This window comes from Anaerospora sp. (genome assembly GCF_032013335.1).
Taxonomy (GTDB): domain Bacteria; phylum Bacillota; class Negativicutes; order Sporomusales; family DSM-15969; genus Anaerospora.
Window position 1 is genome coordinate 15,276 of record NZ_DALZUO010000021.1, and the last position, 24,664, is coordinate 39,939.

27 protein-coding genes are annotated in these 24,664 nt (G+C 46.4%); 24 read left to right on the forward strand and 3 right to left on the reverse strand.

Features of this window, described 5'->3' with window-relative positions:
- The first annotated feature begins 5 nt into the window (after positions 1–5).
- From RTR76_RS15225 to RTR76_RS15240, 4 genes are all read left to right on the forward strand, one after another.
- Complete coding sequence (locus tag RTR76_RS15225; RefSeq protein ID WP_312522120.1) at positions 6–620, forward strand: ATP-binding cassette domain-containing protein; 615 nt, start codon at positions 6–8, stop codon at positions 618–620.
- 113 nt (positions 621–733) lie between these two features.
- Positions 734–1,084, forward strand: a complete 351-nt coding sequence (locus tag RTR76_RS15230; protein ID WP_312522122.1) for a hypothetical protein — start codon at positions 734–736, stop codon at positions 1,082–1,084.
- A gap of 170 nt (positions 1,085–1,254) precedes the next feature.
- Positions 1,255–2,283 carry a Nif3-like dinuclear metal center hexameric protein gene (locus RTR76_RS15235; RefSeq protein ID WP_312522124.1) on the forward strand — a complete coding sequence of 343 codons (1,029 nt, stop codon included), beginning with the start codon at positions 1,255–1,257 and terminating at the stop codon, positions 2,281–2,283.
- Positions 2,284–2,350: 67 nt separating this feature from the next.
- Positions 2,351–3,733: an MFS transporter gene (locus tag RTR76_RS15240; RefSeq protein ID WP_312522126.1), complete on the forward strand. Its 1,383-nt coding sequence runs from the start codon at positions 2,351–2,353 to the stop codon at positions 3,731–3,733.
- Here RTR76_RS15240 and RTR76_RS15245 read toward each other — a convergent pair.
- Positions 3,722–4,099 carry a hypothetical protein gene (locus RTR76_RS15245; RefSeq protein WP_312522128.1) on the reverse strand — a complete coding sequence of 126 codons (378 nt, stop codon included), beginning with the start codon at positions 4,097–4,099 and terminating at the stop codon, positions 3,722–3,724. The two genes, RTR76_RS15240 and RTR76_RS15245, sit on opposite strands and share 12 nt — an antisense overlap.
- 204 nt (positions 4,100–4,303) lie before the next feature.
- Between RTR76_RS15245 and RTR76_RS15250 the strand changes: the two genes are divergently transcribed.
- The 20 genes from RTR76_RS15250 to RTR76_RS15345 all read left to right on the forward strand — a co-directional run bounded on the left by RTR76_RS15250 (position 4,304) and on the right by RTR76_RS15345 (position 23,425).
- Complete coding sequence (locus tag RTR76_RS15250) at positions 4,304–4,837, forward strand: CBO0543 family protein (protein ID WP_312522130.1); 534 nt, start codon at positions 4,304–4,306, stop codon at positions 4,835–4,837.
- A gap of 438 nt (positions 4,838–5,275) precedes the next feature.
- On the forward strand, positions 5,276–6,163 hold the full coding sequence (locus RTR76_RS15255; protein WP_312522131.1) for a LysR family transcriptional regulator: 888 nt from the start codon (positions 5,276–5,278) through the stop codon (positions 6,161–6,163).
- A gap of 146 nt (positions 6,164–6,309) precedes the next feature.
- A complete protein-coding gene (locus tag RTR76_RS15260) occupies positions 6,310–6,486 on the forward strand; it encodes a 4Fe-4S binding protein (protein WP_312522226.1) in 177 nt (58 codons plus the stop codon).
- A gap of 27 nt (positions 6,487–6,513) precedes the next feature.
- Complete coding sequence (gene dsrA / locus RTR76_RS15265; RefSeq protein ID WP_312522133.1) at positions 6,514–7,707, forward strand: dissimilatory-type sulfite reductase subunit alpha; 1,194 nt, start codon at positions 6,514–6,516, stop codon at positions 7,705–7,707.
- Complete coding sequence (gene dsrB, locus RTR76_RS15270) at positions 7,700–8,761, forward strand: dissimilatory-type sulfite reductase subunit beta (RefSeq protein WP_312522135.1); 1,062 nt, start codon at positions 7,700–7,702, stop codon at positions 8,759–8,761. Before dsrA ends, dsrB begins: the two co-directional genes overlap by 8 nt.
- Positions 8,762–8,805: 44 nt before the next feature.
- The gene (locus tag RTR76_RS15275) at positions 8,806–9,588 is read left to right on the forward strand and encodes a respiratory nitrate reductase subunit gamma (RefSeq protein WP_312522136.1); all 783 of its coding nucleotides are present in this window, start codon (positions 8,806–8,808) and stop codon (positions 9,586–9,588) included.
- On the forward strand, positions 9,585–10,952 hold the full coding sequence (dsrK, locus tag RTR76_RS15280) for a sulfate reduction electron transfer complex DsrMKJOP subunit DsrK (RefSeq protein WP_312522137.1): 1,368 nt from the start codon (positions 9,585–9,587) through the stop codon (positions 10,950–10,952). Before RTR76_RS15275 ends, dsrK begins: the two co-directional genes overlap by 4 nt.
- Positions 10,949–11,266: a TusE/DsrC/DsvC family sulfur relay protein gene (locus tag RTR76_RS15285; protein WP_312522139.1), complete on the forward strand. Its 318-nt coding sequence runs from the start codon at positions 10,949–10,951 to the stop codon at positions 11,264–11,266. Before dsrK ends, RTR76_RS15285 begins: the two co-directional genes overlap by 4 nt.
- A gap of 125 nt (positions 11,267–11,391) precedes the next feature.
- On the forward strand, positions 11,392–12,762 hold the full coding sequence (locus RTR76_RS15290) for a putative sulfate exporter family transporter (RefSeq protein WP_312522141.1): 1,371 nt from the start codon (positions 11,392–11,394) through the stop codon (positions 12,760–12,762).
- A gap of 70 nt (positions 12,763–12,832) precedes the next feature.
- Positions 12,833–13,174 (forward strand): hypothetical protein, encoded by a 342-nt coding sequence (locus RTR76_RS15295; protein ID WP_312522142.1) that lies wholly within the window; start codon positions 12,833–12,835, stop codon positions 13,172–13,174.
- Positions 13,175–13,201: 27 nt separating this feature from the next.
- Positions 13,202–14,131: a hypothetical protein gene (locus tag RTR76_RS15300; protein WP_312522143.1), complete on the forward strand. Its 930-nt coding sequence runs from the start codon at positions 13,202–13,204 to the stop codon at positions 14,129–14,131.
- Positions 14,128–15,735, forward strand: coding sequence for a (Fe-S)-binding protein (locus RTR76_RS15305; protein ID WP_312522144.1), 1,608 nt, complete (start codon positions 14,128–14,130; stop codon positions 15,733–15,735). Before RTR76_RS15300 ends, RTR76_RS15305 begins: the two co-directional genes overlap by 4 nt.
- A 10-nt stretch (positions 15,736–15,745) precedes the next feature.
- Positions 15,746–17,425: an FAD-dependent oxidoreductase gene (locus RTR76_RS15310; RefSeq protein ID WP_312522145.1), complete on the forward strand. Its 1,680-nt coding sequence runs from the start codon at positions 15,746–15,748 to the stop codon at positions 17,423–17,425.
- A 419-nt stretch (positions 17,426–17,844) separates the two neighbouring features.
- The gene (locus RTR76_RS15315) at positions 17,845–19,521 is read left to right on the forward strand and encodes an amidohydrolase (RefSeq protein ID WP_312522147.1); all 1,677 of its coding nucleotides are present in this window, start codon (positions 17,845–17,847) and stop codon (positions 19,519–19,521) included.
- 39 nt (positions 19,522–19,560) lie between these two features.
- Positions 19,561–19,989: a GNAT family N-acetyltransferase gene (locus tag RTR76_RS15320; protein WP_312522149.1), complete on the forward strand. Its 429-nt coding sequence runs from the start codon at positions 19,561–19,563 to the stop codon at positions 19,987–19,989.
- A 147-nt stretch (positions 19,990–20,136) separates the two neighbouring features.
- Positions 20,137–20,667: an RNA polymerase sigma factor gene (locus tag RTR76_RS15325; protein WP_312522151.1), complete on the forward strand. Its 531-nt coding sequence runs from the start codon at positions 20,137–20,139 to the stop codon at positions 20,665–20,667.
- Positions 20,668–20,690: 23 nt separating this feature from the next.
- Complete coding sequence (locus tag RTR76_RS15330) at positions 20,691–21,050, forward strand: hypothetical protein (protein ID WP_312522152.1); 360 nt, start codon at positions 20,691–20,693, stop codon at positions 21,048–21,050.
- A 132-nt stretch (positions 21,051–21,182) separates the two neighbouring features.
- A complete protein-coding gene (locus RTR76_RS15335; RefSeq protein WP_312522154.1) occupies positions 21,183–22,163 on the forward strand; it encodes an HD-GYP domain-containing protein in 981 nt (326 codons plus the stop codon).
- A gap of 20 nt (positions 22,164–22,183) precedes the next feature.
- Complete coding sequence (locus RTR76_RS15340) at positions 22,184–22,558, forward strand: response regulator (protein ID WP_312522156.1); 375 nt, start codon at positions 22,184–22,186, stop codon at positions 22,556–22,558.
- On the forward strand, positions 22,559–23,425 hold the full coding sequence (locus RTR76_RS15345) for a chemotaxis protein CheX (RefSeq protein ID WP_312522158.1): 867 nt from the start codon (positions 22,559–22,561) through the stop codon (positions 23,423–23,425).
- Positions 23,426–23,476: 51 nt separating this feature from the next.
- Here RTR76_RS15345 and RTR76_RS15350 read toward each other — a convergent pair whose 3' ends face one another.
- Positions 23,477–24,280, reverse strand: coding sequence for an HD domain-containing protein (locus tag RTR76_RS15350; RefSeq protein WP_312522160.1), 804 nt, complete (start codon positions 24,278–24,280; stop codon positions 23,477–23,479).
- A gap of 8 nt (positions 24,281–24,288) precedes the next feature.
- Entirely contained in the window at positions 24,289–24,657 is a 369-nt protein-coding gene (locus RTR76_RS15355; RefSeq protein WP_312522162.1) for a response regulator, read from the reverse strand.
- Between the last annotated feature and the right edge of the window lie 7 nt (positions 24,658–24,664).

Here is a 24,664-nt window from a genome sequence, read left to right on the forward strand (position 1 = left end):
TGACAATGATATTAGAGGCAAAAGGGATATCGTTTGGATATAAGAAAGGTGTCAATATAATAGATAACTTTCAGCTTGCTCTGCAAAGTGATGAAAGACTAGGTATGATAGCTCCGAGCGGTTTTGGGAAAACAACGTTATGCCAAATCCTAGCAGGCTATATCAAACCGAGAACCGGCCAGGTACTCTTAGACGGGGCAGATCTTCACAAAATGAAAGGCTACTGTCCTGTTCAGATGATTTGGCAGCATCCGGAGAAATCCGTTAACCCCCGGCTGCGCATGCAAGATATAGTGGCAGAAGGCGATGAAATCCAGGAAAGAATACTGGATGGATTGGGCATTGAACGCGATTGGTTTAAGCGATTTCCCGGGGAGCTGTCCGGAGGCGAGCTGCAACGCTTTTGTATTGCCAGAGCGCTGGGGAAACGAACGAAATTTCTTATCGCTGACGAAATCAGCACAATGCTTGATCTGATTACCCAAAGTCAAATCTGGAATTTCCTGCTGCAGGAAATAGCAGGAAGAAACATTGGTCTGATTGTGGTCACTCATAGCGCACCATTGCTGGAGCGCATTGCTACGCGGCAAGTTCTATTAGATCGGCAAGATAATTTTTGAAAGTGGCTTGTAGGAATAGCAAACACGTGCTAGAATAGAACACATAAAACATGGTCAATGCAGACCTCCTAAGCTTTTTTGCTTGGGAGGTTTTTTGTTGGAGTGAACCGATCATGAGACTATTCGATGCAGACTTAAAACAAGAGATTGCCCGTGTTAATAATAATGTCAATTTGTCGCTGTTTGGGACAGGACTGCGAAAACAACGGGTAACAGTTGTCGAGAACAAAATTATTATTACAGCAGATCATAAGCGCATTCCAGCGCTGGCTGCACTTGATCAATTTGACCGTATGTCTTCGCGCATTGCCGATGTGGCAATATTAGACGAGTATAAGCGCCGCCTGAAAGAAGAACTCTTGCAGATGAACTTGCCGGTAGTGTGCGTGCTGAAAGACTATGCGCCTGATCATGAATTAGCAGTAACCTTTATTTTACTTAAGGAAGATTTACTAAAAGCCTGATCCAAGTTTTGCAGGTGGGTCGTAGGAACTCAAATGAGAGCCGAAAGCTACCGCTTTTTGCAATGCCGCTGATGTACGCCAAACACGCGATCATCAGTGTCATGCTTAAGCGGTAGCTTTGCTTTTTTTAGGCACTATTTGCATTAGCTATACCATAAGGAGGTCATACCTTGGGAGCAATTATCAAAGTAAAAGATGTTTTAAATGCCTTGGATCAAATAACCGGCGGCAGGTGTGTTAAGCAGCTAGATGATATTTTCAGCGGAAAAAATAAATTTGTCGTTATGAAGTCATCACATATTCCCGGCAAAGCATGCATGGAATTGCCCGGACTGATTTGTGGAGATTTGGAGGCACGGGTTAAAAAGCTTGCTGTAACGATGACGCTTACAGAATGCAATATTGAGCTGGCCGGTGCAACGGGAGTTGATGCTATTGTTGCTCACCATCCGATAGTAGATGCCGCCAATTCGGGTGGTGTAACACTCAAGGGTTATTTAACCCTATATGGCTTGTCCGTATTTGAGCTGCATGAGGCTTTTCATGGCTTGCATCCTGGCATTGCCTATATTCACGGTCATAAGGCTTTTCGTGTGGATATTGCTTACGGTAATATTCCGGGCAATATTTTATATGTTGGCAGGGCACTTGCTGAGGTGCCGACAATTGGTGCTGTTTTAGACAGGCTGAATGAGTTTATGGGCATGCAGGAAGAAGAAAAAATGCTGCTGACGGAGAAAAATGTGCGCAATTGCCAGGATATTTGTGAGACGAATGTGGCTACAGGGGGGCAACTACTTGTTGGCAGCCGGGAAAACAAAGTAGGAACGGTCATTCATATTTTTCCTCATACCGGTTTTTCGGTAGAGCATCTTGCAAGGGCGAAACAAGAGCACCCTGAGGCAGATACGGTGATTGCATCGATAAGCAGGGTCGGAAAAGACAGCGATTTAGTGAAAAAAGCAAAGGAGCTTGGCCTCAATTTCATTGTTGGCAATTCTCATGCTATGGAGATATTGGAGAATGGGCTGCCGCTGGCGATTGCTTTACAAAAAATACTACCGGAGGTGGAAGTAGTTCTCTTTCGCGAGCGAATTACCTCAACTCCGCTACATAAAGTCGGTACTAATGCTATCCGGAATTATGCCGATTATATTTCCCGGCAATACCTGGTAACGAAGAATAGGGGGGATGAGTAGAGCGCAGCGCCTAAGCAATTTTGCTGAAGCTACGGTGATTTTTGAAAATGATAGGAGGAGTAAGACAATGGCAACAATAACAGAACGATTAGGAAACCTTCCTTTAGGCAAATTTCACTACCGTCTACTGATGCTGATGGGCTCAGGGATAGCCTTTGAAGCGCTCGATACCGGCCTTATTGCATTTGTTTTAGCAAAAATGATCGGGGCGTGGAACCTGACACCGGCTCAAATTGGCTTTATCAGCAGCGCCGGTTTACTGGGAATGGCATTTGGGGCTGTTCTGTCGGGAACACTGGCGGACCGCATTGGCAGGAAAACAATTTTTGTGGCAACTTTGGCAATTTATGCAGTGGGCACCGGTTTGTGCGGCCTGGCGTGGAACTATGAATCACTGCTGGTATTTCGCTTTCTCGTAGGAGCAGGAGTTGGCGGGCAGCCACCGGTTGCTAATGCGCTGATGGGTGAGTATGCTCCTGTCAAGCATCGCGGTAAAATGCTGGTGCTGCAAAACAGCAGCTGGGCATTTGGGTGGCTGCTGGCAGCGGCCCTTGCTTATCTGGTTATTCCTAAATACGGTTGGCAGCTTGCTTTTTATATCGGCGCTCTCCCGGCACTCGTAGTTGTTTATGTCTGGCGCATATTGCCTGAATCCGCTATGTATCTCGTCAGCAAAGGGCGTCACATGGAAGCTCATGTGCTGGTATCCAAAATTGAACAGGAGTTGGGAGTACCGGTAGGTGAACCACCGAAACAAGCAGAGCTGGTTAGTGCAAGGACGCAAAAATTTAGTTTTCTTGATTTGTGGTCACCGGTATATCTCAGGCGTACAGTTTGCCTGTGGGTGCTTTGGTTTGGCATGGTATATTCTTACTACGGAATTTTTACCTGGCTGCCGTCTCTCTTAGTGAAAAGCGGACATACACTTATTCGTTCCTTCGAATTCCTTTTGTATATGACGATGGCGCAAATTCCAGGCTATTTTACGGCTGCCTATTTTGTTGACAAGATTGGGCGCAAGGCTACGATGGGGTCTATGCTGGCAGTTTGTGCTATTTCGGCGTATATGTTTGGCAATGCCAAGTCTGCTGAAGAAATTGTGTTATGGGGTTGTATCATGTCCTTTTGCAACCTCGGTGCCTGGGGAATAACGCATGCTTATTCGGTAGAACAATATCCCACTCACGCCCGGGCTGCCGGTGTGGGCTGGGCGGCAGCCTGCGGCCGCTTTGGCGGTATTATTGCTCCGATTGCTGTTGGGTCTCTCATGACAGGGTCTGATCAATATGGCATCGTATTTACCATGTTTACGATTGTACTGGCGATTATTGCAATGGATATTATCTTCCTAGGCAAAGAAACCATGAATAAATCGCTTGATGAACTGACTGAAAGTCAGGCGCCAGCTATGGATTTGGCAGCTACGAAAAGCTCAGGCCTAAATGGATAGAACGGTAACAATAAAAATACCGCGCTCGGGCCAGTCTATCCGTACGGAAGGCACACTTAGCGGAATAGACAGTATCACCTGAGACTCCTTGTATATATCCAGGCGTAGCGAAGCAGCAAGCAGCCCAGGATCGAGAAAAATATTGGTGTCTATTCGGAAAGAGACTTCTTGGCCGCTGCTAGCTATGCTGCCTTCTGTTGCAGCAAGGAGTTTGCCTGCCTCAACGATACAGGCGAACGGAAAAGCTTCAAGACATTCTAAAGAATCAATATCTCCAGGCAGCAGCAGGGTGCTCTCAAAATAATTGCCAGGAAGAATTTGAATATCTTTTTCTGCTCTCCACTCGAAATAATAGCTCATATTCATTTGCACCTCCCAAATTTACTTATACTATGAGGGAGCTGTTTCATTGGTTCCGGCGGCATGTTAAATTCGTGTTTAATCAAGCCGAAAGTGGGATACGCCTGATAAAGTATGGCATATGACTATAAACACTAATGTGCAGCATTGAATCGATAGAAGATGGGCAAGCTAACTGGAATAGTTTTTTCGCTGGCAGGGAGTATGCGTATGTGGCTCATCTTAGTGTTTCGAATATGTCTTCTCACCGGTTTCCTGGCTGCCGCATGGAAATGGGCAGACTGGAGGAATTGGGAAAAATATTACCCGACCATTTTATTTGTCATGCTTGTTAATATGAGTGTTGGCTACCTTGGCTACCATCACTCCTTTTGGATTTTTAACCCTGATGTTCTTGTTAACACTGAGACGGTTGTAGAACTGCTAAACACCTATGTTTCCTTACCGGCAACAACCTTGCTGTTCTTATCCCGCTTGCCTTCGCAGGGAGGGCAGCAGCAATGGAAGCACACTTTTTTGTGGGTTTTTATTTATGGGGCAATTGAGGGGATTGATCATTACTTTATCGGCGGAATTTCTTATGGTCATGGGTGGTCTTATGGTTGTTCGTTGCTTTTTGATTGTGCTATGTTTATCATAATCCGGGTTCATTACACCAGGCCGCTGTTGGGCTGGACCATGACTTTGACGGCAGTAACGGGTGTTGTAATTGCATTTAAAATATTTTTAGCGGAAATGAAGTAGAGCGGATCTACTTTTGGCATTGCCCCAAAAGTAGCAAAAGGTCTAGGCCTGTCTTCCAATAGCCTTGGGAAATTGCCAGAAGGGCCGAAGGGAGACGCAAGGCGCAAGACGTGAAGACACAGGGACGGTGGTACACAACCACCGTCCCTGTGTCTTCACGTACCTGAAAGAGATTGTGGCGTCGTTTTACTCCTCGCAATGACAGGTAAGCCGGGTGTCATCGCGAGCGTAGCGTGGCGATCTCCTTTGCTGGATTACTTTTGCCGACAGTCTTTGGTGCTGACTGTGGTCAGCAGCTTGTTATAATGAATAACATGTATTTTATTTGCAGGAATTCTTAGTAATTGCACAGAATATTTGAAAAAAAATGGACAATAATTCTGCGGCGAAACTGTGAATGTTAATGCGTATGTTAAAAACACAGTTTAGGAGAATGAAATGCTGGATACACAACTACAGGTTTTTAAGTGTGTAGTCGACAAAGGGAGCTTTTCGCTGGCGGCTCAGGAATTATATATGACACAGTCTTCGATAAGTCAGCAAATCCACGCGCTGGAATGTCATTATGGCGTAAAGCTTTTTGACCGGCTCCATCGCCGCATCATTATAACGGAAGCGGGAAGAGCTCTTTATCCTTATGCGGTGGAATTAGAGCGGCTCTATATGAATGCAGACAAAACACTGCGTGGTTTGATGGATGTCATTAGCGGACGGCTTGCCATTGGCGCCAGTCTGACCATTGGCGAATATTTGCTTCCTGAATATCTGGTACAATTCAGCCGGCTTTATCCGCTAGTGAATATTTCGATGACGATTGAGAATACAGAAAAGATTATTAGTAAGGTGATGGACGGCAGTTTGAGTTTAGGCTTTGTTGAAGGCCTGTATGAGCCTGTTGCAGCATTGACCGATATCCGGTTCAGCGGTGATCAATTGGTCATTATTGCTTCTCCAGACTTTGCTGCAGGACATAATTGTATAGCGCTGACTGATTTGCTGCGTGAGAGATGGGTGCTGAGAGAGACCGATTCGGGAACACGCAGGGTATTTGAACAGTTTGTGCAGAAGCATGGCTGCAATAGCGTGGACTTGAATATTGCGATGGAACTGAGCAGTACAGAAGCAATTAAAAATGCGGTTAAGTCGGGTATTGGTTTAGGGGTTATGTCCTATTTAGCAGTAGTCAATGAGGTTAAACGGGGCGAATTGATTGTAATTGACCTTGCTGAAGGTGCAATTACAAGAAGTTTCACCATGCTTTGTCACAGAGATAAATTTCAAACGCTTGCAATAGAAAAATTTAGTGCCTTTATCATTAAAAAATAGACATATTTATATATTCCGAATTTTCGCATTAAAAATACCGATGCTTGTCATCGGTATTTTTAATTTTACAGGCTATAACGTATCCCCCTAGAATGAGAGTAGATATTTGGTAAATTTTTCACTATTTGGAGGTGAAAAATGTGTTCATGGTATCTGTTTCTGAAGAGCTCTGTGTTGGTTGTGAGGAATGTGCCAAGTCCTGCCCGGCGCATATTTTCGTTGTGGAAGGCGGTAAAGCCGTTGCCGGTGATGATGAATGCTTAGGCTGTCAGAGCTGTGCAATGGTTTGTCCCGTAGGCGCCATTACTGTAGAAGAATATTAAAACGATTTGGTGGAGGTGGACAATTACATGGATGAAAGAAAGACACCCTTATTGGACGAACTGGAGAAGGGAGATTGGCCAAGTTTTGTAACGGAAATTAAGCGGGCAGCTGCAACAAACAAAAGCGCTGCAGATTTGCTTGCTCAGCTGGAGACTTCCTATGAAGAGAATATCGGTCACTGGAAGCATGGTGGGATTGTCGGTGTAAAGGGGTACGGCGGTGGTGTAGTAGGCCGTTATTCGGATGAGCCTGAAAAATTTCCTCACATCAAGGAGTTTCATACAATCCGCGTTAATCAGCCAGCCGGTTTTTTCTATACAACGAAAAAGCTTCGTCAATTAGCCGATATTTGGGATAAATATGGCAGCGGTCTTTATAATCTGCATGGTTCAACAGGAGACTGTATTCTGCTCGGTACAACAACAGAAAACCTACAGCCCTGTGTGGATGAATTGGCGGATATTGGCTTTGATCTTGGCGGCTCCGGCGGTGCGTTACGGACACTTTCCTGTTGCGTTGGGGCGGCTCGCTGTGAAAAAGCCTGTATTGACAGTATGCAAATTATTCATGACCTGACACTTCATTATCAGGATGCCATCCATCGTCCTGCCTGGCCTTATAAATTTAAGATTAAAGTTTCCGCTTGTCCTAATGACTGTGCAGCAGCTTCGGCCAGGTCCGATTTAGCTATTATCGGATTATGGCGGGATGCAATCCGGATTGATAACGAAGCTGTCCGGGCAGCAGTGGATAATGGTTTTGATATTTTTAACAGGGTAATTCGCAAATGTCCAAGTGAAGCATTAGAGTGGAATCAGGAGAAAAAAGAGCTTACTGTTTGTGCAGAGGATTGTGTCCACTGTATGAACTGCATCAATATGATGCCTAAAGCAATCAGCATTGGCCGTGAGCAGGGCGCAGCCCTGATGATCGGCGGCAAAGCGCCGGTTGTAAAAGGTGCCATGCTTGGCTGGGTACTCGTTCCTTTCATCAAGCTGGAGCCCCCGTATACGGAACTCAAAGAAATTGTGGATAAGATTACCGACTGGTGGGCTGATCATGGCAAGAACCGCGAACGTGTCAGTGAGCTGATTGTTCGTATGGGGCTATCTAATTTCCTTGAGGCTGTAGGCCTTAAGCCATTGCCTCAGATGGTGCGCGAACCCCGCAGTAATCCTTATATTTTCTGGAATGCAGAGGAGGTTGAGAAACGTGGCTAGAACTGATTTTGGGCCTCCCGATTATAGGGAAATGGTTCCTCCGATTATTAAAGAAAATTATGGTGACTGGAAATATCATACTGTACCTCGTCCTGGCGTACTCAGGCATGTCAGCAACAGTGGTGCCGTACTTCACTCTGTGCGCGTAGCATCGCCCCGCTTGGTAAGCAGTGAATGGGTCCGCGATATTTGTGATATAGCAGAAAAATACTGTGATGGTTATCTGCGGTTTACTACCCGCAATAATGTTGAATTTCTCGTAGCTGATGAAGAAAAGCTCCAGCCCCTGCTTACTGAGCTTGACGACAAGGATTATTTGATTGGTGGAGTTGGCCTTTCGATCAGCAATGTGGTGCATACGCAAGGCTGGATACACTGCAAGAGTGCTGTGACCGATGCTTCGGGCATAACCAAAAGCATTATGGATGAAATGACGGGATATTTTACAGGCAAACAGAAAGTACCGGCCCGGCTGCGTATTGCGGTGGCCTGCTGTGTGAATATGTGCGGTGCCTGCCATTGCTCGGATATTGCGATTGTCGGCATTCATCGCACAGTACCCCGCATCAATAATGAAATGGCAAGCCGGATCTGTGAAATTCCCACAACGGTTGCTTCCTGTCCGACGGGTGCTATTCGCCCCAATCCTAAGCTGAAGAGCGTAGAAATTAATCCGGAAAAATGCATGATGTGCGGCAACTGTACGGTTGTGTGTCCGGCAATTAAAATTATGGACCCCGTCAATGACGGCGTATCGATCTGGGTTGGCGGCAAAGTATCCAATGCCCGGACGGCACCCATGTTCTCGCGGCTGGCAATTCCTTTTATTCCGAATGAACCGCCGCGCTGGACTACCGTGACGGATGCGGTGAAAAATCTGGTGGAAGTATGGGCGGCGAATGCCCGCGATGGTGAGAGAATGGGTGAATGGATTGGCCGCATTGGCTGGGAACGCTTTTTTAAACTGGCCGATCTGCCTTTCACCGATAAGCATATTGATGACTTTACCCATGCTAAGACCACGTTCCGCTCGACGACACAGTTCAAGTTTTAATATGGCAGTTTAAATAGTGTGCAAGATAAGGCAGGGGGGTTAATATGCTGTTTTTCATTGGCCGGATATTTCCCTACATTGCCATAGCTGTACTGATTTTAGGCCTCGTCTGGCGGGTGAGGGGATGGCTGAAGGTGCCGGTACCGTTTCCATTAACGGTATTTCCGGCACCCCGTTCCCCGTTGGGGCGTATAACTGCTGTCGGCAAGGAAATGCTGCTCTTTAGCAGCCTGCGCCGCGGCGATAACGGCCTATGGGTTTGGGCTTGGCTTATGCATGTTGCACTGGCGATGATTATCGCCGGACATATTGTTGGGATTACCTATTTAACTCATCAGTTTACCTTAATTGGTTTGTCTGAGGCTGCCAGCTCACAAGCGTCGGCGTTTATCGGCACGGCGGCCGGTCTGGTTTTCCTTATTGCTCTTGTTGTACTTTTTTACAGACGAGTGGCTATCCCCGAAGTAAAACGGTTGTCCGATCCAGCAGACTATTTCGAATTGCTCTTACTGCTCGCCATTGTGATAACCGGTATGCATATGAGGACGGTGAGTGAAGTCAATCTGCCGGTTATCCGTGAGTATCTGGGCAGCCTGATCATGCTCCAGCCGTTGGCGATACCACAGGAACCGATTTTCATGAGTCATTTCTTTTTGGTGAATGTATTGATGCTGTATTTACCCTTTTCTAAATTAATTCACATGGCAGGCTTTGTTGTTAACCGTGCGATGGTAGTTGAGGCTCCGCCCAGCTATCCGGCAAGAGCAGGTATGGTGCGGGGCGTATCACAGCCCGCTCATATCGTGAAAGGGGGGAATGAGCTATGATGAAACCGCCTATGCATGTGGCTAAGGCAAAGGATGTTGGAGCTCTCGGCTTCCCCCTGACGGCTGAGGCTGACCAACCGGCACAAGCTCTGGAGCGGCTGGGTCGCTTAAAAGAGTCTATGCGGTCGGTAATGGTCATGCTCGAATCCTGTACGAAGTGCGGAAAGTGCGCTGAACAGTGTCACAGCTATCTCGGTACTCAGGATTATTATAACTTTCCCGCAGCACGGGCCGAGCTTATGAGGCGTGTATATAAACGCTATTTTACCCTCCAGGGCAAATTATTTGGCCGGTTTGCAGGCGCGGAAGAGTTTGACGGAGCTACCCTTACGAAGTGGCTCACTTATTTTTACCAGTGTAATGAGTGCCGCCGCTGTTCATTGTTTTGTCCCTTTGGGATTGATACGGCCGAAATCACGATTGCCGCACGTCATATCCTGTCTGAATTGGGGATTATGCCAAAATTCATGCAGGGCGTGGCTGCCAATATGGCCAAAACGGGCAATAACATGGGGCTGCCGGTACCGGCTATTATTGACAATGCTGAATTTATGGAAGATGAGATGCGGGAAGAAACCGGTCTCTCTATCAAAATACCCATTGATAAACTGAATTCAGATGTGCTTTATATTCCGTCATCTGCGGACTTCTTCACCAATGTTGATACCATGATTGGTGCAGCAAAGCTGTTTCATCACTTGGGTCTTAACTGGACAATATCTAGTTCCATTCTGGAGGCTGCCAATTTTGGGCTGCTGTTTAACCTGGATGTTATGAAAGAGCACAATCGCCGGATGATTGATGCTGCACGGGTACTGGGAGCGAAGCTGGTTATTCAGGGAGAGTGCGGTCACGGCTGGCGGGCGGCTAAGATGTACACACAAGGCGCTAACGGGCCGGTAGATTTTCAAATCAGGCATATCCTTGATTTTACGGCTGAGCACATTGATCGGCTGCCGCTAAAAAAGCTGCCGCTGCGAGCTACACTGCATGATCCGTGTAATTACGGGCGGGCAGGTGATCTGATTGAGCAGCCTCGCCGGATTCTCCGGTCAGTTGTAACTGATTTCGTTGAGATGACGCCTAACAGGGAAGAAAACTTCTGCTGTGGTGGTGGATCAGGCCTGCTGATGGAAGAGATGAAAGAAATTCGCATGCAGCTTGGCAAAAAGAAGGCCGAACAAGTCCTGGCTCTAGGTAATTTGGATTATCTGGTAATTCCCTGTTCGATTTGTAAGGCTCAGCTGCCGGCTGTAATGGAATATTACGGAGCAGCTGATTTAAAAATGGGCGGGTTAATGGATCTGGTCGGTAAAGCATTAGTGCTTCGCGATAAAGACAATGAAATGGAGGAAACACAATGAGTGTAGTACAAATAAAAGGAACTGAAGTTGAAATTGATGAAGATGGTTTTTTAGTTGACCCTGAGGACTGGAGTGAAGATATGGCAGCATACTTTGCAACAGTAGAAGATGTTACGGAAATGACTGATAAGCATTGGCAAGTTATCCATTATCTTCGCGATTATTTTAAAAAATTTGGAGTTGCGCCGATGATTCGCAAGCTTTGCAAAGATACCGGCTTTACTCTTAAAGAAATTTATGAGTTATTTCCATCTGGGCCGGCGAAAGGGGCCTGCAAACTGGCTGGACTTCCGAAACCAACCGGCTGCGTGTAATTTTGGCTGAAGCTGCGCTGCCTGTACAGACAGGTGGCGCGGTTTTCCGTAAACAAGGCAAAAGAAAAGCGAAAGGAGGACAAGAGAAGACTGAAGTTTCGATCTAAAATAAGGAGGAGATTAATATGGCCGGTGTTACACAGACACCACTTTCAGCAGGCAAACCATCGGTTCCGTCGGCACCACTGCCAATGCTGAAAAGGGAAGATACATGGGCGATTATCATCGGGCTTGGTTTGATCGCAGTTGCTACCTTGGCTTTTTTCTCCAATACTTTAGGCTTGCTAAAACCGATGGCAGTCAGTTTTACTGCCTGGACCGATTTTAGCAAAGCAATCGGTGAGGTAACCTCAAAATCAGGTGGTATAGTCTTCTTGTATCTGTTCTTTATTATCGTATTTGGTTTTGCCGTACGGATCATGGGGGTCAATGTACCTCATTTTATTGCCGGATTTACTGTTCTGTTTGTATTATCTGTTTTTATTACTCTGATGGGAATTAATAATGCCTGGAAGAATTGGATGGAGGGGCCGCTGCTGGCCTTAGCCGTTGGGATTATTGCCGGTAATCTCATTAAGCTTCCCACCTGGTTCCGGGCAGCTTTGAAAACGGAATTTTACGTAAAAACAGGGATTATTCTGATGGGTGCTATCTTACCTTTTACGATTATTCTGTCAGCTGGGCCGCTGGCAATTATGCAGGCAACAATCGTATCTGTTGTGACCTTCGGATCAATTTATTTTGCAGCTACCAAGCTGTTTGGTCTTGATCCGCGTTTCGGTGCCTGTCTGGGGGCCGGTGGGTCGATCTGTGGTGTTTCCGGTGCAATCGCCATAGGCGGGGCCTGCCGTGCCGAAAAAGAGCATGTTTCTGTGGCTATATCGATGGTTGTTATTTGGGCGGTAGTCATGATCTTTTTACTGCCGATATGGGCGAAGGCTTTGGGTATGGAGGCCGGACCGGCAGGCGCATGGATTGGGACATCGGAATTCGCTGATGCTGCCGGCTTTGCTGCCGCTGCCGCAGTTGGTGACGAACGGGCCATAAAAACGTTTACCTTGATGAAGGTAGTTGGCCGGGATATGTTTGTCGGCGTATGGGCATTAGTCGTTGCCTTTTTATCTGTCACAGTATGGGAGAGAAAGAAGTCCAACCAGGCTGAGCGCGTCAATGTAAGTGAAATTTGGAACAGATTCCCGAAATTCGTTATCGGCTTCTTCATTGCTTCCTTGTTTACTACGGTGATTATTTCCATGCTCAGCGTAAAAGAGGGCGCTGCCTATTCCAAAGAAGTGCTAGGGGTAGTGAAGGTGTTAAGAGGCTGGGCCTTTACCTTTACTTTCCTCAGCATTGGATTTACTACCCGCTTTGGCGAACTGACCCGTCTTGGCTGGAAGCCGTTAGCAGCATTTACAATCGGTGTACTTATCAATGTACCTTTAGGGTATTGGCTGTCAAATGTGGTATTCGCAAGTTACTGGATGGCAATTAAATAATTGTTTTTACTCGTGTAGCGTGGCCCGGCTTGCAGTCAGGCCACGCTACGCTAAATAAAGGGTGATGAGCGTGATTCAAGAAAAAACAGCAGTAGTGACACATATAACGCGGGTAGCTCTGTCTCTGGTACCTGAAGCGCAAGTGCTGGAGGTGCTGTACTCCCAGTTACCGACACCTGCTGCGGTGAGAGCTGTTGGAAAAATGATGGCTGACCGTACGGAACGGGTGGCTGAAATGATGGAATTATTAGAGAAACAAGGCTTCTCCTTTGAGCGGGATAAACAAACGATTTTTGCCTATTCCAATACGGTTGAAGCCTATGAAGTGAAGCGGGATTTAATTCGTGCCGGTTTTGCCGACCGCGAGTTTCAAATTTATTTGGAATACACCCGCGGCTGGGGCATGCTGTAGTATTTTATAGGGTGGAGGTGAAAGTGTGTGATTAGCTGGTTTATTGGAGGTCCTTTGCTTTATTTTGCGCTTGCTTTATTTTGCTTTAAGACAATTACTACTGTTTTGCGGTTTCTCAGAATGCCCCGCCACTTGCGCTGGGATTTGTATCCTGTTCCCCATCAGGGGCCGGAGGGATCAAAGTATCAAAAAGTAGATTTTGGAGAGTTAAAGCCGCACATATCGTTGTATCACGAGCTAAAAGAAATGAGTCAGGAAATGCTGTTCATTAAAAGAGCATTTATTCATAATCCCAAGGTGTGGAAAGGAAGTTTTCCGCTTCATATGGGGCTGTATCTGGGCGTGAGCTGGCTTGTTCTGCTCACGGTGGGAGCAATGTTAGAACTCAATGGTATCCAGGTCGCTTCGACTGCTGCAACGCCGGTAATGCTGCTTTATTATCTAACCTTGTTTACCGGTATTGGCAGTTTCGTTGCCGGTCTGTACGGCAGCTTGGTCCTGCTTTGGCTGAGAACTTTTGATGCCGATTTGCGGTTTATCTCGGACTATGTAAGCTTTTTGAATTTAGCGTTGCTGATTTGTTTGTTCGGGACAGGATTGGCCGCCTGGGGACTGGCTGATTCGTCTTTTGCCATCATCAGACAGCATGTCAGCGGAGTACTGCTGCTGAACCCGTCAGCTATTCCCTCGCCGCTGTCGGCCGCATCCGTTTTGTTGTTCTGCCTGTTTCTGATTTATTTGCCATTCAGCAGAATGATGCATTTTGTGGGCAAGTACTTTTTTTATCACAATATTATGTGGGATGATGAAATGATGAAGGGCAACAGGCAAATGGAAAATGATATTGCCGCTTATTTGGACTACCGTCCTACCTGGTCTGCTCCGCACATCCGTAAGGGCGGCTCTTGGGGCGAACAGGCAGGCGGCGGATTGCCGCAGGAAGGTGAGCAAAAATGAAAAAGACAATACCAATACGCGAATTTGGCAAAGCCTGTGATGTGCTTGCTCCCCTTGAAGCAGGTAATATACCAGTTTTGCCTGGTGAGGATGAGGCGTTCCGGTTTAAAGAAATAAAGCCCGAGTTAAAAGAGAAATATGATTTTTCGTTAGATGGTTTTTCGGCACTGAATCTGCCTATTCCGAAAACAAAAGAGGAAGAAGCAGAGATCGTTAACCGTTTTCTGACCGGACTTGAAAAACTGTTTCAAAAAGAAAATAATTGGGGTTTCCTGCTGCCAACAACTTTAAGCAACGAATATTGTATGCAGTGCAATACCTGTAATGAGGCCTGTCCGATGTATCTGGAGAGCGGGAGGCAGGATATTTACCGGCCTAATTTCCGTCCGGAAGTGCTGAGGCGCATTATCCGCCGGTACTTTAGCCTTAGCGGTAAGTTGCTGGGCAAATGGGCGGGAGCTGATCTTGAGCTGAATTGGCGGGTTGTATACCGCCTTGCGGAATTAGCGTATCGCTGCAGTATCTGCCGCCGCTGCGCCTCGGTATGTCCCATTGGTGTTGATAATGCATTGATTTCCCGTGAACTGCGCAAAGTGTTCAGCCAGGAGATGGGGATTGCTCCCGAACCTGTTCACAAGTCCGGAACCATCCGGCACATGAAAACAGGCTCGTCAACAGGCATGACTCCCTTGGCCTTTAAAGATAATATTGAGTTCATTGAGGATATTATTGAAGAAAAAACCGGCCGCCGTCTGACCATTCCTATTGATAAAAAGGGTGCGGACATTATGTTGATTCATAATGCCGGTGAATACATGGCCTGGCCGGAGAATCCGGCAGCGTTTGCTATTTTATTTGAAGCAGCCGGCCTCAACTGGACGCTTTCCAGTGATGCTATGGGGTACGAGGGAGTCAATTACGGAGTCTGGTATGATGATGTCCAGTTTTCGCGCATCGCCTTGGCCCAGGTCCAGGCTGCCCAAAAATTGAATGTCAAAAAGATTGTGGTTGGAGAATGCGGTCATGCGACAAAAGCCTTGATTACGATAGCAGACCGGCTGCTGGTCAAGGATCTGGCTATACCCCGTGAACCCTGTCTGCCGCTGCTGGAGCAAATTGTAACAAGCGGTGCCATCAAGTTTGATCCGGCTAAAAATAATTTCCCGGTGACACTTCATGACCCGTGCAACATGGTACGACTCATGGGGATACTGTCACCGCAGCGCAATATTTTAAACGCAATCATGGCACCGGGCATGTTTAGGGAAATGCCGAATGCCGGTACGAATAACTACTGCTGCGGCGGCGGCAGCGGATTTGCAATTATGAATTCGCAGAATTTCCCCGAATGGCGCAATAATGTGGGGTCCAGAATGAAAGCGCGGCAGGTGCTGGAGGCTTTTCAGGATGTGTTAGACCCGTCCATACCCAAATACTATTGTGCGCCATGTTCGAATTGTAAAGGTTCAGCCCGTGATGCCCTGCTTGGCCATTTTGGCTTCAAGGACAAATACAATATCATTTATGGCGGCCTAGTGGAGCTAATGGTAAATGCAATGACGGATATACCACAGCCCTTTATATCCTGGGAAGACGAATTCTAAGGAGGTTATTATGAAAATCGTCATAATCGGCGGGGTTGCAGCAGGCCTCAAGGCAGCAGCTAAGGCCAGGAGATGTGATCCGCATGCTGAAATTACGGTTGTAGAAAAAGGAACTCTCATATCCTATGGCGCTTGCGGGCTGCCTTATTATGTAGAAGCCCAGGTGGATGATATTAACGATTTAATGAAAACACCAGCAGGAGCGCTCCGCAATCCCGACTTTTTTCAGCGCGTCAAGGATATCCGGGTATTGCCTAAGACGCTGGCTACCAGAATTGACCGGGAGAAAAAGATTGTTTTTGTAACCAATACAGATACCGGTGAAGAAGCAGTTTTGCCTTACGATAAGCTGGTCATTGCGACGGGAGCAAGCCCAATACAGCCCGAACTGCCGGGTTACAGCCTTGCTAATATTGTGCAGTTCTGGCATCCCCAGGATGCCAGGGTAATTCGTCAGGGGCTGGAGCAGGGAAGGTTCAATGAGGTTGTGATCATCGGGGCAGGCTTGATCGGCTTGGAAGTAGCGGCAGCGCTGACGATCTGGGGTGTCAAGATTTCTGTAATTGAACAGCAGGAACATATTTTCCCGGCCTTTTTAGATGCAGAGATTGCACAAAACGCAGAAAAGTATTTACGGGGCCAGGGGATATCGCTGCTTGTTGATGAGAAAGTCATCGGCTTTGAAGGTGAAACGGCAGTGACCGCAGTGAAGACAAATAAGCGGACCGTTTCTGCAGATCTGGTAATACTGGCGGTAGGTGTCCGCCCAAATGTTGAACTAGCGAAACGAGCCGGAATAGAGCTGGGGATGACTGGTGCAATTGCCGTGGATGCGACTCTTCGGACTAGTGATCCTGATATTTATGCCGGTGGTGACTGCATTGAAAATACAAATATTGTTTCAGGACAAAAGGTGTTCGTTCCTATGGGATCGCTGGCCAACCGTCATGGGCGGATTATCGGAGAGAACCTGTTTGGCATGAAGCGCCAATTTAAGGGAGTATTAAACACGGTAATCGTTAAGCTTGCAGAGCTGAATGTCGGCAAGACAGGTCTTACGGAGCGCGAAGCAAAAGCGCTGGGCTATGAGTATGTAACCGTTATCACTGCCGGTCATGATAAGCCTCACTATATGGAGGATGCCAAGCTTATCACCATTAAGCTCATCGCCGAAGTGAAGACCCACAGGCTGCTAGGCATGCAGGCGGTTGGACAGGGCGAGATTGCCAAGCGCATTGATGTTGCGGCGGCAGTGTTAACGCTAGGCGGAACGGTTGAAGATATAACCGATATTGATTTATCTTATGCGCCTCCCTATAATTCGCCTATAGATAATATTGCAGTTACTGCTAATTCCCTGCTCAATAAGCTGGAGGGAAAGCTGAAAGGGCTGCCGCCTCTAGAGGCGCAAGAGATGCTGCGGGATAATAAGACAGTATTTCTTGATGTGCGCACTCCAGCCGAATTTAAAGAAGAGCAATTGGAGAATTGCGGGAATGTGAAGCATATTCCCTTAGGTGAACTGCGCAGCCGTTATCAGGAGCTAAATCGTGATGACGAGATTGTGGCCTTTTGTAAAATCAGCTTACGCGGCTATGAAGCGGAAGGGATATTGGAAGGCCTGAATTTTAAGAATGTAAAAGTGCTGGAGGGCGGGATATTTTCCTGGCCGTTTGGCGGGGAGAAGTAGCTTACCTGGGAGCGGCAATGCTATCGATTTCAGGCCGCAGTGCTAAGCGAGGCTGCAGTAATCACGTGACTTGAATGCTATTTGTCTACATGGGGGGGCGAGCGAATGCGGCCCTCCTTTTATTGTGTGTACAAGCAAAACGATGAGTGGAAAAAGCCCGGCTTTCTACTTTTGTCATCGAAACAAAAGTAGCAAAAATTCTAGGCCTGTCTTCCAAAATGCTTGGAAAATAGTCAGCTTACTAAAATTCGTAAACTCGCTAACGCTCAAACAGTACGAATTTTTTAACGTAAGCTGACCATTTTCCATCCTGCGGACCGCATTTTTCCAGAAGGGCCGTGGGAACGGGGATCAAAACGTACCTGACCTCAGTGACGAGTACCATTTGTTTTATACTTTGCCCGGTAGGAATTACATCTTTGTTAAGCGAAGTTGTGTATAGTTTTAGTGAGCGGATGCTCAGAGGAAGGCAGGGGTTAGGGATGTTAGCTGCGGATTTACTAGTCATCAATGCCCGTATTTGGACGGGGAATCCTGTTAAGCCATATGCGGAGGCGATAGCGATAAAAGGGGAGCTGATTCTAGCTGTCGGCTCTAAGGGAGAAGTGGATGCTTTCCGGGGGCCCGATACGCAAGTGCTCGATGCTGCCGGTCATTTGGTATTACCGGGGTTTAATGATAATCACACGCACTTTATGCTGGGCGGCTTTCGTTTATTGTCACTGGAGCTGCGCGGCTGCAAAAGCAGGGATGAATTTGTTCATGCTATCGCCTGCAGGGCGGGACAGGTTCCCAAGGGCAGCTGGATTACCGGGGGCGGCTGGAACAATGACCAATGGCAGCAGCCTGTGATGCCTGCGAAAGAATGGATCGATGGGGTTACACCCAATATTCCCGTTTATCTGACACGCAGCGATCTGCATATTGCTTTTGCTAACAACGCGGCACTCCGGCTGGCTGGAATTGACCGGAATACTGTCAGTCCCATGGGCGGGGTTATTGAAGTTGATCCGGACACGGGCGAACCTACCGGGATTTTGAAGGATACAGCGATGAAGCTTGTAGAGCAGTGTATCCCTGCTCCTTCGAAGCAGCAATATGATATGGCGCTGCTTGCCGCGATGGAGCATGCAGGCCGGCTGGGGATAACCTCTGTCCAGGATATTACGGCATGGCGGGACTGGCAGGACTGGGAAGCGTTCGTACGCTTCCGGAATCAAGACAAACTTACGGTAAGAATTACTGCCCGCACTCAGATTACCGAATGGGAAAAGCAAGTCAAGCTGCTGGAAGAGGGATTCGGAAATGACATCTGGCTGCGCGCAGGAGGCGTAAAGGGTTTTGTTGACGGCTCGCTGGGGTCCGGCACGGCACTCATGTGTGAGCCTTTTACGGATATGCCGCTCCATTCGGGCTTACTGGCCGATCAAATGTATCCCGAAGGCATTATGTTTGAGCGGATTTTGGCCGCAGACAAAGCAGGTCTGCCTGTTTCCGTGCATGCTATCGGCGATAAGGCCAATCAGCTGCTGTTGGATATTTTTGCGGCTGTAATTCAGGAAAATGGGGTACGGGATCGAAGATTTCGCATTGAGCACGCGCAGCATCTGCTGCCGGAGGACATTGGGCGCATGGCGCGGCTAGGTGTGCTGGCGTCCGTACAGCCTGCCCATGTCTATGAAGATGGCTGCTGGGCCGGGAAGCGGCTAGGTGACAAACGCTGCCAGACAACCTATGCCTTTCGGTCTCTGTTGGATGCCGGAGTTGCAGTTTCGTTCGGGACCGACTGGCCTGTTGTACCGCTGAATCCTTTTATGGGGATTTATACAGCAGTTACCAGGCAGACACAAGATGGCTTGCATCCTAATGGCTGGGTGCCCGGGCAAAAGCTGCAAATTAGTGAATGCCTGCGGGCTTATACAGGCGGCAGTGCCTATGCCGAATTCAGCGAACACATAAAAGGCAGACTTAATCCTGGAATGCTGGCGGATTTGATTATGGTTTCTCAGGATGTATTGGCCGTCTATCCTGAAGAGATACCGCAGACAAGAGTACTATGGACAATAGCCGGTGGCAGGCTTGTGTATCAGGAGTAGTCCCCGGTAAGCAAAAGGTGAAGCGGAGGAGCTGATAAGATGGTCCAGATTCGGGAGATGGTGTTAACCGATTATGAGGCAGCAGCCGGACTATGGCAAAAAACGCCCGGGTTAGGCTTAAGTGATGCTGATTCAAAAGAAAAAATAGAAGCTTTTCTGGTGAGAAACGAAGGTATGAGCTTTATTGCCGAATGGGACGGTGAGCTTGTCGGGACTGTTTTATGCGGACACGATGGCCGTCGCGGCTTTATTTATCACCTGGCTGTGCAGCACGAGCATCGGCGTAAGCAAATAGGCAGCCAGCTGATTGGCTGCTGCCTAAAAAAGCTTAACGATGAAGGTATTGCAAAATGCCACTTGTTTGTGTTAGAGAACAATGTTCAGGGAATGGATTTTTGGAAGCACATGGGCTTTGTTAAGCGCGATGATATCTATACGTACTCCTGCAATATAGGATTATACGAGTAAAAACTTATTAGGATATGCAATAAAGTCAGCAGAATCTCGTCTTACTATACAGGGAGTACTGAGTGCTGCGCTGCCTATAGCTAATGAGCTGTAGGCTGGCCTGTTCTATTTGGTAGAGTTGAAATTCAATAGAGGAATGTTTTTTTTGTGCACAACCAACAGAATGAATTTATTACCGTCATTAAGAAGGAACGGCAAAATCTAATTCGTTATGTCCGTATGAAGCTCACCGGTATCTCGGACATGGATGCGGAAGATATTGTTGCCGATGTATTGTTTAATGTCTATAACCGGGTAGCTGCCGATAAGCATGTGGAAAACTTGGCTGCCTATCTCTATCAGTCGGTAAAAAATAAGATCTGGGATTATTTCCGCCAGCCGCAGACACCTTTATCACTGGATGCTTCGGAACAGAATACGGAGCTGCCCAGAGGCGCGAAGCTGATAGAGGCTGCACTTGATGTAGAGAATCTTTTTGAGGAAAAAGAGTTCTTACTACGGCTGAAAAGTGCACTGCTATGCCTGGAGCCAAAGCAGCGAGCAGTCTGGGTGGCTACCGAACTGGAAGGCTATACGTTTAAAGAACTATCACTCAAATGGTCAGAGCCGATAGGGACGCTGCTGTCGCGGAAAAGCCGGGCAACAAAGGCGCTGCGTAAGCTGCTGAAAGATGAATAATTGCAATAAAGGTGTGAGGGAATATGCACGGCCAATGTAATTTTTGCGTAACAAAGACAAGACGGATTCTCATTCAAATTTCTCTTGGACTCATTTTGTCAGTCTTTTTTGGACTGGGTTTTGGTTTTTTTGTCATGCTTCTGTGGAATGCTTTGTTGCCAGATATCTGGGGCTGGAAGGAAATAACCTATTGGCAGGGAGCTGGTTTAGTCATTCTTAGCCGCCTGCTGTTTGGGAGTCATGGCTATCATAAAACTGAGACTAATCCCAAGGCAGAAGGGACGGGCGACCAATATTATGAGCAGTGGTGGGAGAAAGAAGGGTTAGGATCAGTTGAACGGTATTCTAAAAAAAAAGTACGGAAAGAAGAATCCTCTGATTAGGCCGCAGCTTGCGGCTTTTTTTATTTAACAAAATGTTAACATAAAAATAATAGTAGGCGTCCTTTTGTATGGTATAAATTACATATAAGGAATGTTGTTGATTGGACTTAGTTGTACAAAGGAGGGAGCCTTTTGAGTTATTTAAGTCTATCAGAAATTAAATCAGGCATGACTCTTGAGCAAGTATTGGTAAGTCCTGATGGCAAAATGGTTTTTGGTCAGGGAACGATAGTCAATGACTGCCTCCTAGCTCGCTTAAATGACTGGAAAGTAGAAGGTGCTGAGGTCGCTGAGGAAGCAATTGAATTTGATTTTGCGGAAATAGAAAAAATTATTTCGGTTGTTACACTCGGTATGACTGACAAACCGGAAATGAAAAAAATGGTACAGCATGCAGCTGAGCTGCATATGAAAATCGAAACAGAATTAAAGCGAATCTTTATGCTTACACGCTATCATGGTGCAGTACCTATGGATACTTTGATTCATTTGGTTGATAAGAAAATTTACCCAAGATTATCGCAGTTGGATTCATTTGAACAATTGCATACTCAGGCTGCAGCAAGCGATTATTTGTACAGACATGCCCTAGATGTAGCGTTTATTGCCGGCTATCTTGGGCGCTGGCTAGGTTATGGTGACGGGGATATTTGGAATTTAACGCTGGCCGGCTTGGTTCATGATATCGGCAAGACCAAAATTAATTTTGAAATGCTTAGTAAGTCCGGGAGACTAAACGCAGATGAATTCAAAATAGCTAAAAATCATACAGTCTGGAGCTATCAGTTACTGGCGCAGACAGAGTTTGTATCCACTGTTGTACTTAAAGCAGTACTGGAGCATCATGAAAAATTAGATGGTTCCGGTTATCCATATCGGCTGCAAGGTAATGAGATTACGATGCTGGCCCGAATTATTGCTGTTGCTGATATCTATGATGCGCTTATTAGTAATCGCTATTACCATAAAGGAATTTCGCCCCAGGAAGCAATTGAAATCATGGTTTTTCAAATGGCAAACCAACTGGATACACATGTTTTAGCTTGCCTTATCGAAAATCTCGCACAAATTGGTATGATCAAAATCCCTGTATTGTACAATTCGGCAATATAAAAGGTTAGGGGAGGATTTTTTTGAGCAGACCGTTAACAATTTTGATTAGTGATGATTCTCTATTATTGCGCAAGAAGTTACGAGGGGAGTTGGAATTGCTAGGTTGCCAGGTTATCGAGGCAAAGGATGGAAAGGAAGTAGTGGAAGCCTACTCCACTTTCCGTCCCGATGGCGTGTTCATGGATATTGTTATGCCAGAGGCGGGCGGTTTAACTGCGCTTAAAGAAATTAAAGAAATCGATGACAAGGCCAGGGTCATTATGCTCTCTTCAACCGGAACGGCTGCTAATTTGCTAGAGGCGTTAAAGCTGGGAGCCATTGATTTTATTCAGAAACCTTATGACAGCAGTCAACTGGCGAAAGCGGTACATGACTTCGGACGGGAAGCGCGCTAAATGGTAAGTCAGTTTTTTGCTCAATACATATTAAACAAAGGTCTGCTTACACCGGCCCAAGTGCAGGAGGCGCTGGAAAGCAGGCGGACGGCGCAGCCTAAATTAGGAGTAACAGCGATTAATATGGGCTATTTGACGGCAGAGCAGGTAAAAAAAATTCATAAGCTGCAGCATAGGATTGATAAGCGGTTTGGCGAAATTGCCTTAATTGAAGGCTATCTGTCGCATGAACAGCTGAGCAATGTACTAGCTAATCAGGAAAATGACAATTTTAGGTTTGGTCAGGCCTTGGTTGATAAAGGCTTTCTGTCCTTAGAAGCACTAGAAGATGTTTTAGCAGAGTACAAGCAGGCTGCGGAGCTGGAGCAACCTGCTGATTTAATCTTGATTAAAGAATGGATTTCTCATTACCTTTCCTTTCCGAGAGAGGATGATAACGCAGTTTTGTATTGTGATTATATGGCTCTTTTTTTGCGGGCTATTGTCCGTTTCCTAGATGCATGTCCTTTGCTCGTTGCAAGTTCAGAAGAAAAAAGCGAGGAACGCTGGGCGGTCTCACAAAGTATGACTGGTGATATTGATTTGCACAGTTGTCTTTTAATTGATGATAGTGTATTACTGGAAATAGCCAAGCGATATAGCTGTGAACAGCTGCTTGAAATAGATGAGCTTGCTCTTGATAGTGTCGGTGAATTTTTGAATGTAACAAATGGACTCTTTTGTATTAATCTTTGCCATCTGGGGCTGGACTGTGAGCTTCATCCTCAAATGATTGCAAGAGAGAGTGCCACGGTACAGAGCCCTTCCTGGTCGGTAACAGTTGATATTGGTTTTGGTACAATTGAGTTAGTTTTGACGAGAGAATAGAAACACAAAAAAAGCCGCTAGTGCGGCTTTTTTGTTTTATGTCAGATAAGCTCAAGATTTTTCAAAAGTCGCTTCAAATAGCTTTACCATATAAGGATCAAAGCGTGATCCGCTGCTGCCGGCTATTTTAATCAGTGCCTGCCGTGGACTGTTATTTTTCATCATTAGTCTGTCGTAGTGGTCAGCAACAGTAATCAGGCGGGCAAACTCGGTAATCTGCAATCTGCGGAACCCCAGTGGTCCGCTGCCGTCAAAGCATTCGTGATGCTGTAAGCATACTAAGGAAATGATCATATCAATGTCCAGGTTTTGTCGCAGCTTATCAAAACCCAACAAGGTATGTTCTGCATTTTCCTCTTGAAATTCCTGTCCCATACCGCAATCATGAAGCAAAGCACACATGCCTAAGTATTCCAGGTTAAGATAATCATAGCCATGGTAGAGTCCCATATTAAGCGCAATGATGGTAGTCCGCAAGCTGTGAAGCAAGAGATAGGTATTTTGCGGATCGATTTCAAGAAAGGACTGAATGAACGGTCTTTCTAAAATTGCATACATAATCTGCTCAATTTTAAAAACATTTGCCTGAAGATCGATTTTTTTCTCTGCTTCTAAGCTTTTACATAATGTGGTAAGTGTATGGATGGTATGTTGTACAGCCGGTGAATTTGCAGGGAGAGAAGGTGTATTTGCCTCTACCTGAATCATCAGGCTTTGAATCCTGAAATTGCGCAATCGCTTTATATAAGATTCAGTGAGTACAATTCCCCGGGCAATAAGAATGAGTCCCTTTGAATCGCAGATCGTCTGACTGACTATCATGCCTGGCTTTAACTCAAATAATGATGTTTCCATTCTTTCACCTACCTGATTGAGGATCGCGCTTCTGCTAATGTTGTAAGAGCGACATCTCTTTTCAATGGCTTTGCCAGTACGGTAAAAGCCCCATGTTTTAGGACTTCATCACAAATGTACTGTTGGTTTCCTAACGCTGAAACCATAATGATTTTTACTTGCTTATCTGTTAGTGAGAAGATTTTAAGAGTTCCTAATCCATCCAGATCAGGCATGGTGATATCCATAAAAATGACTTCCGGTTGAAAGGTGCGATGCTTTTCCAGCGCTTCAATCCCATTTGATGCTTCAGCAATTTCAATGTCTTTTATTTCTGCTAAGTAGTGTTTTAACGTATTTCGTGAAAAATCCGAGTCATCTACGATAAGTACGCGCATGAAATTC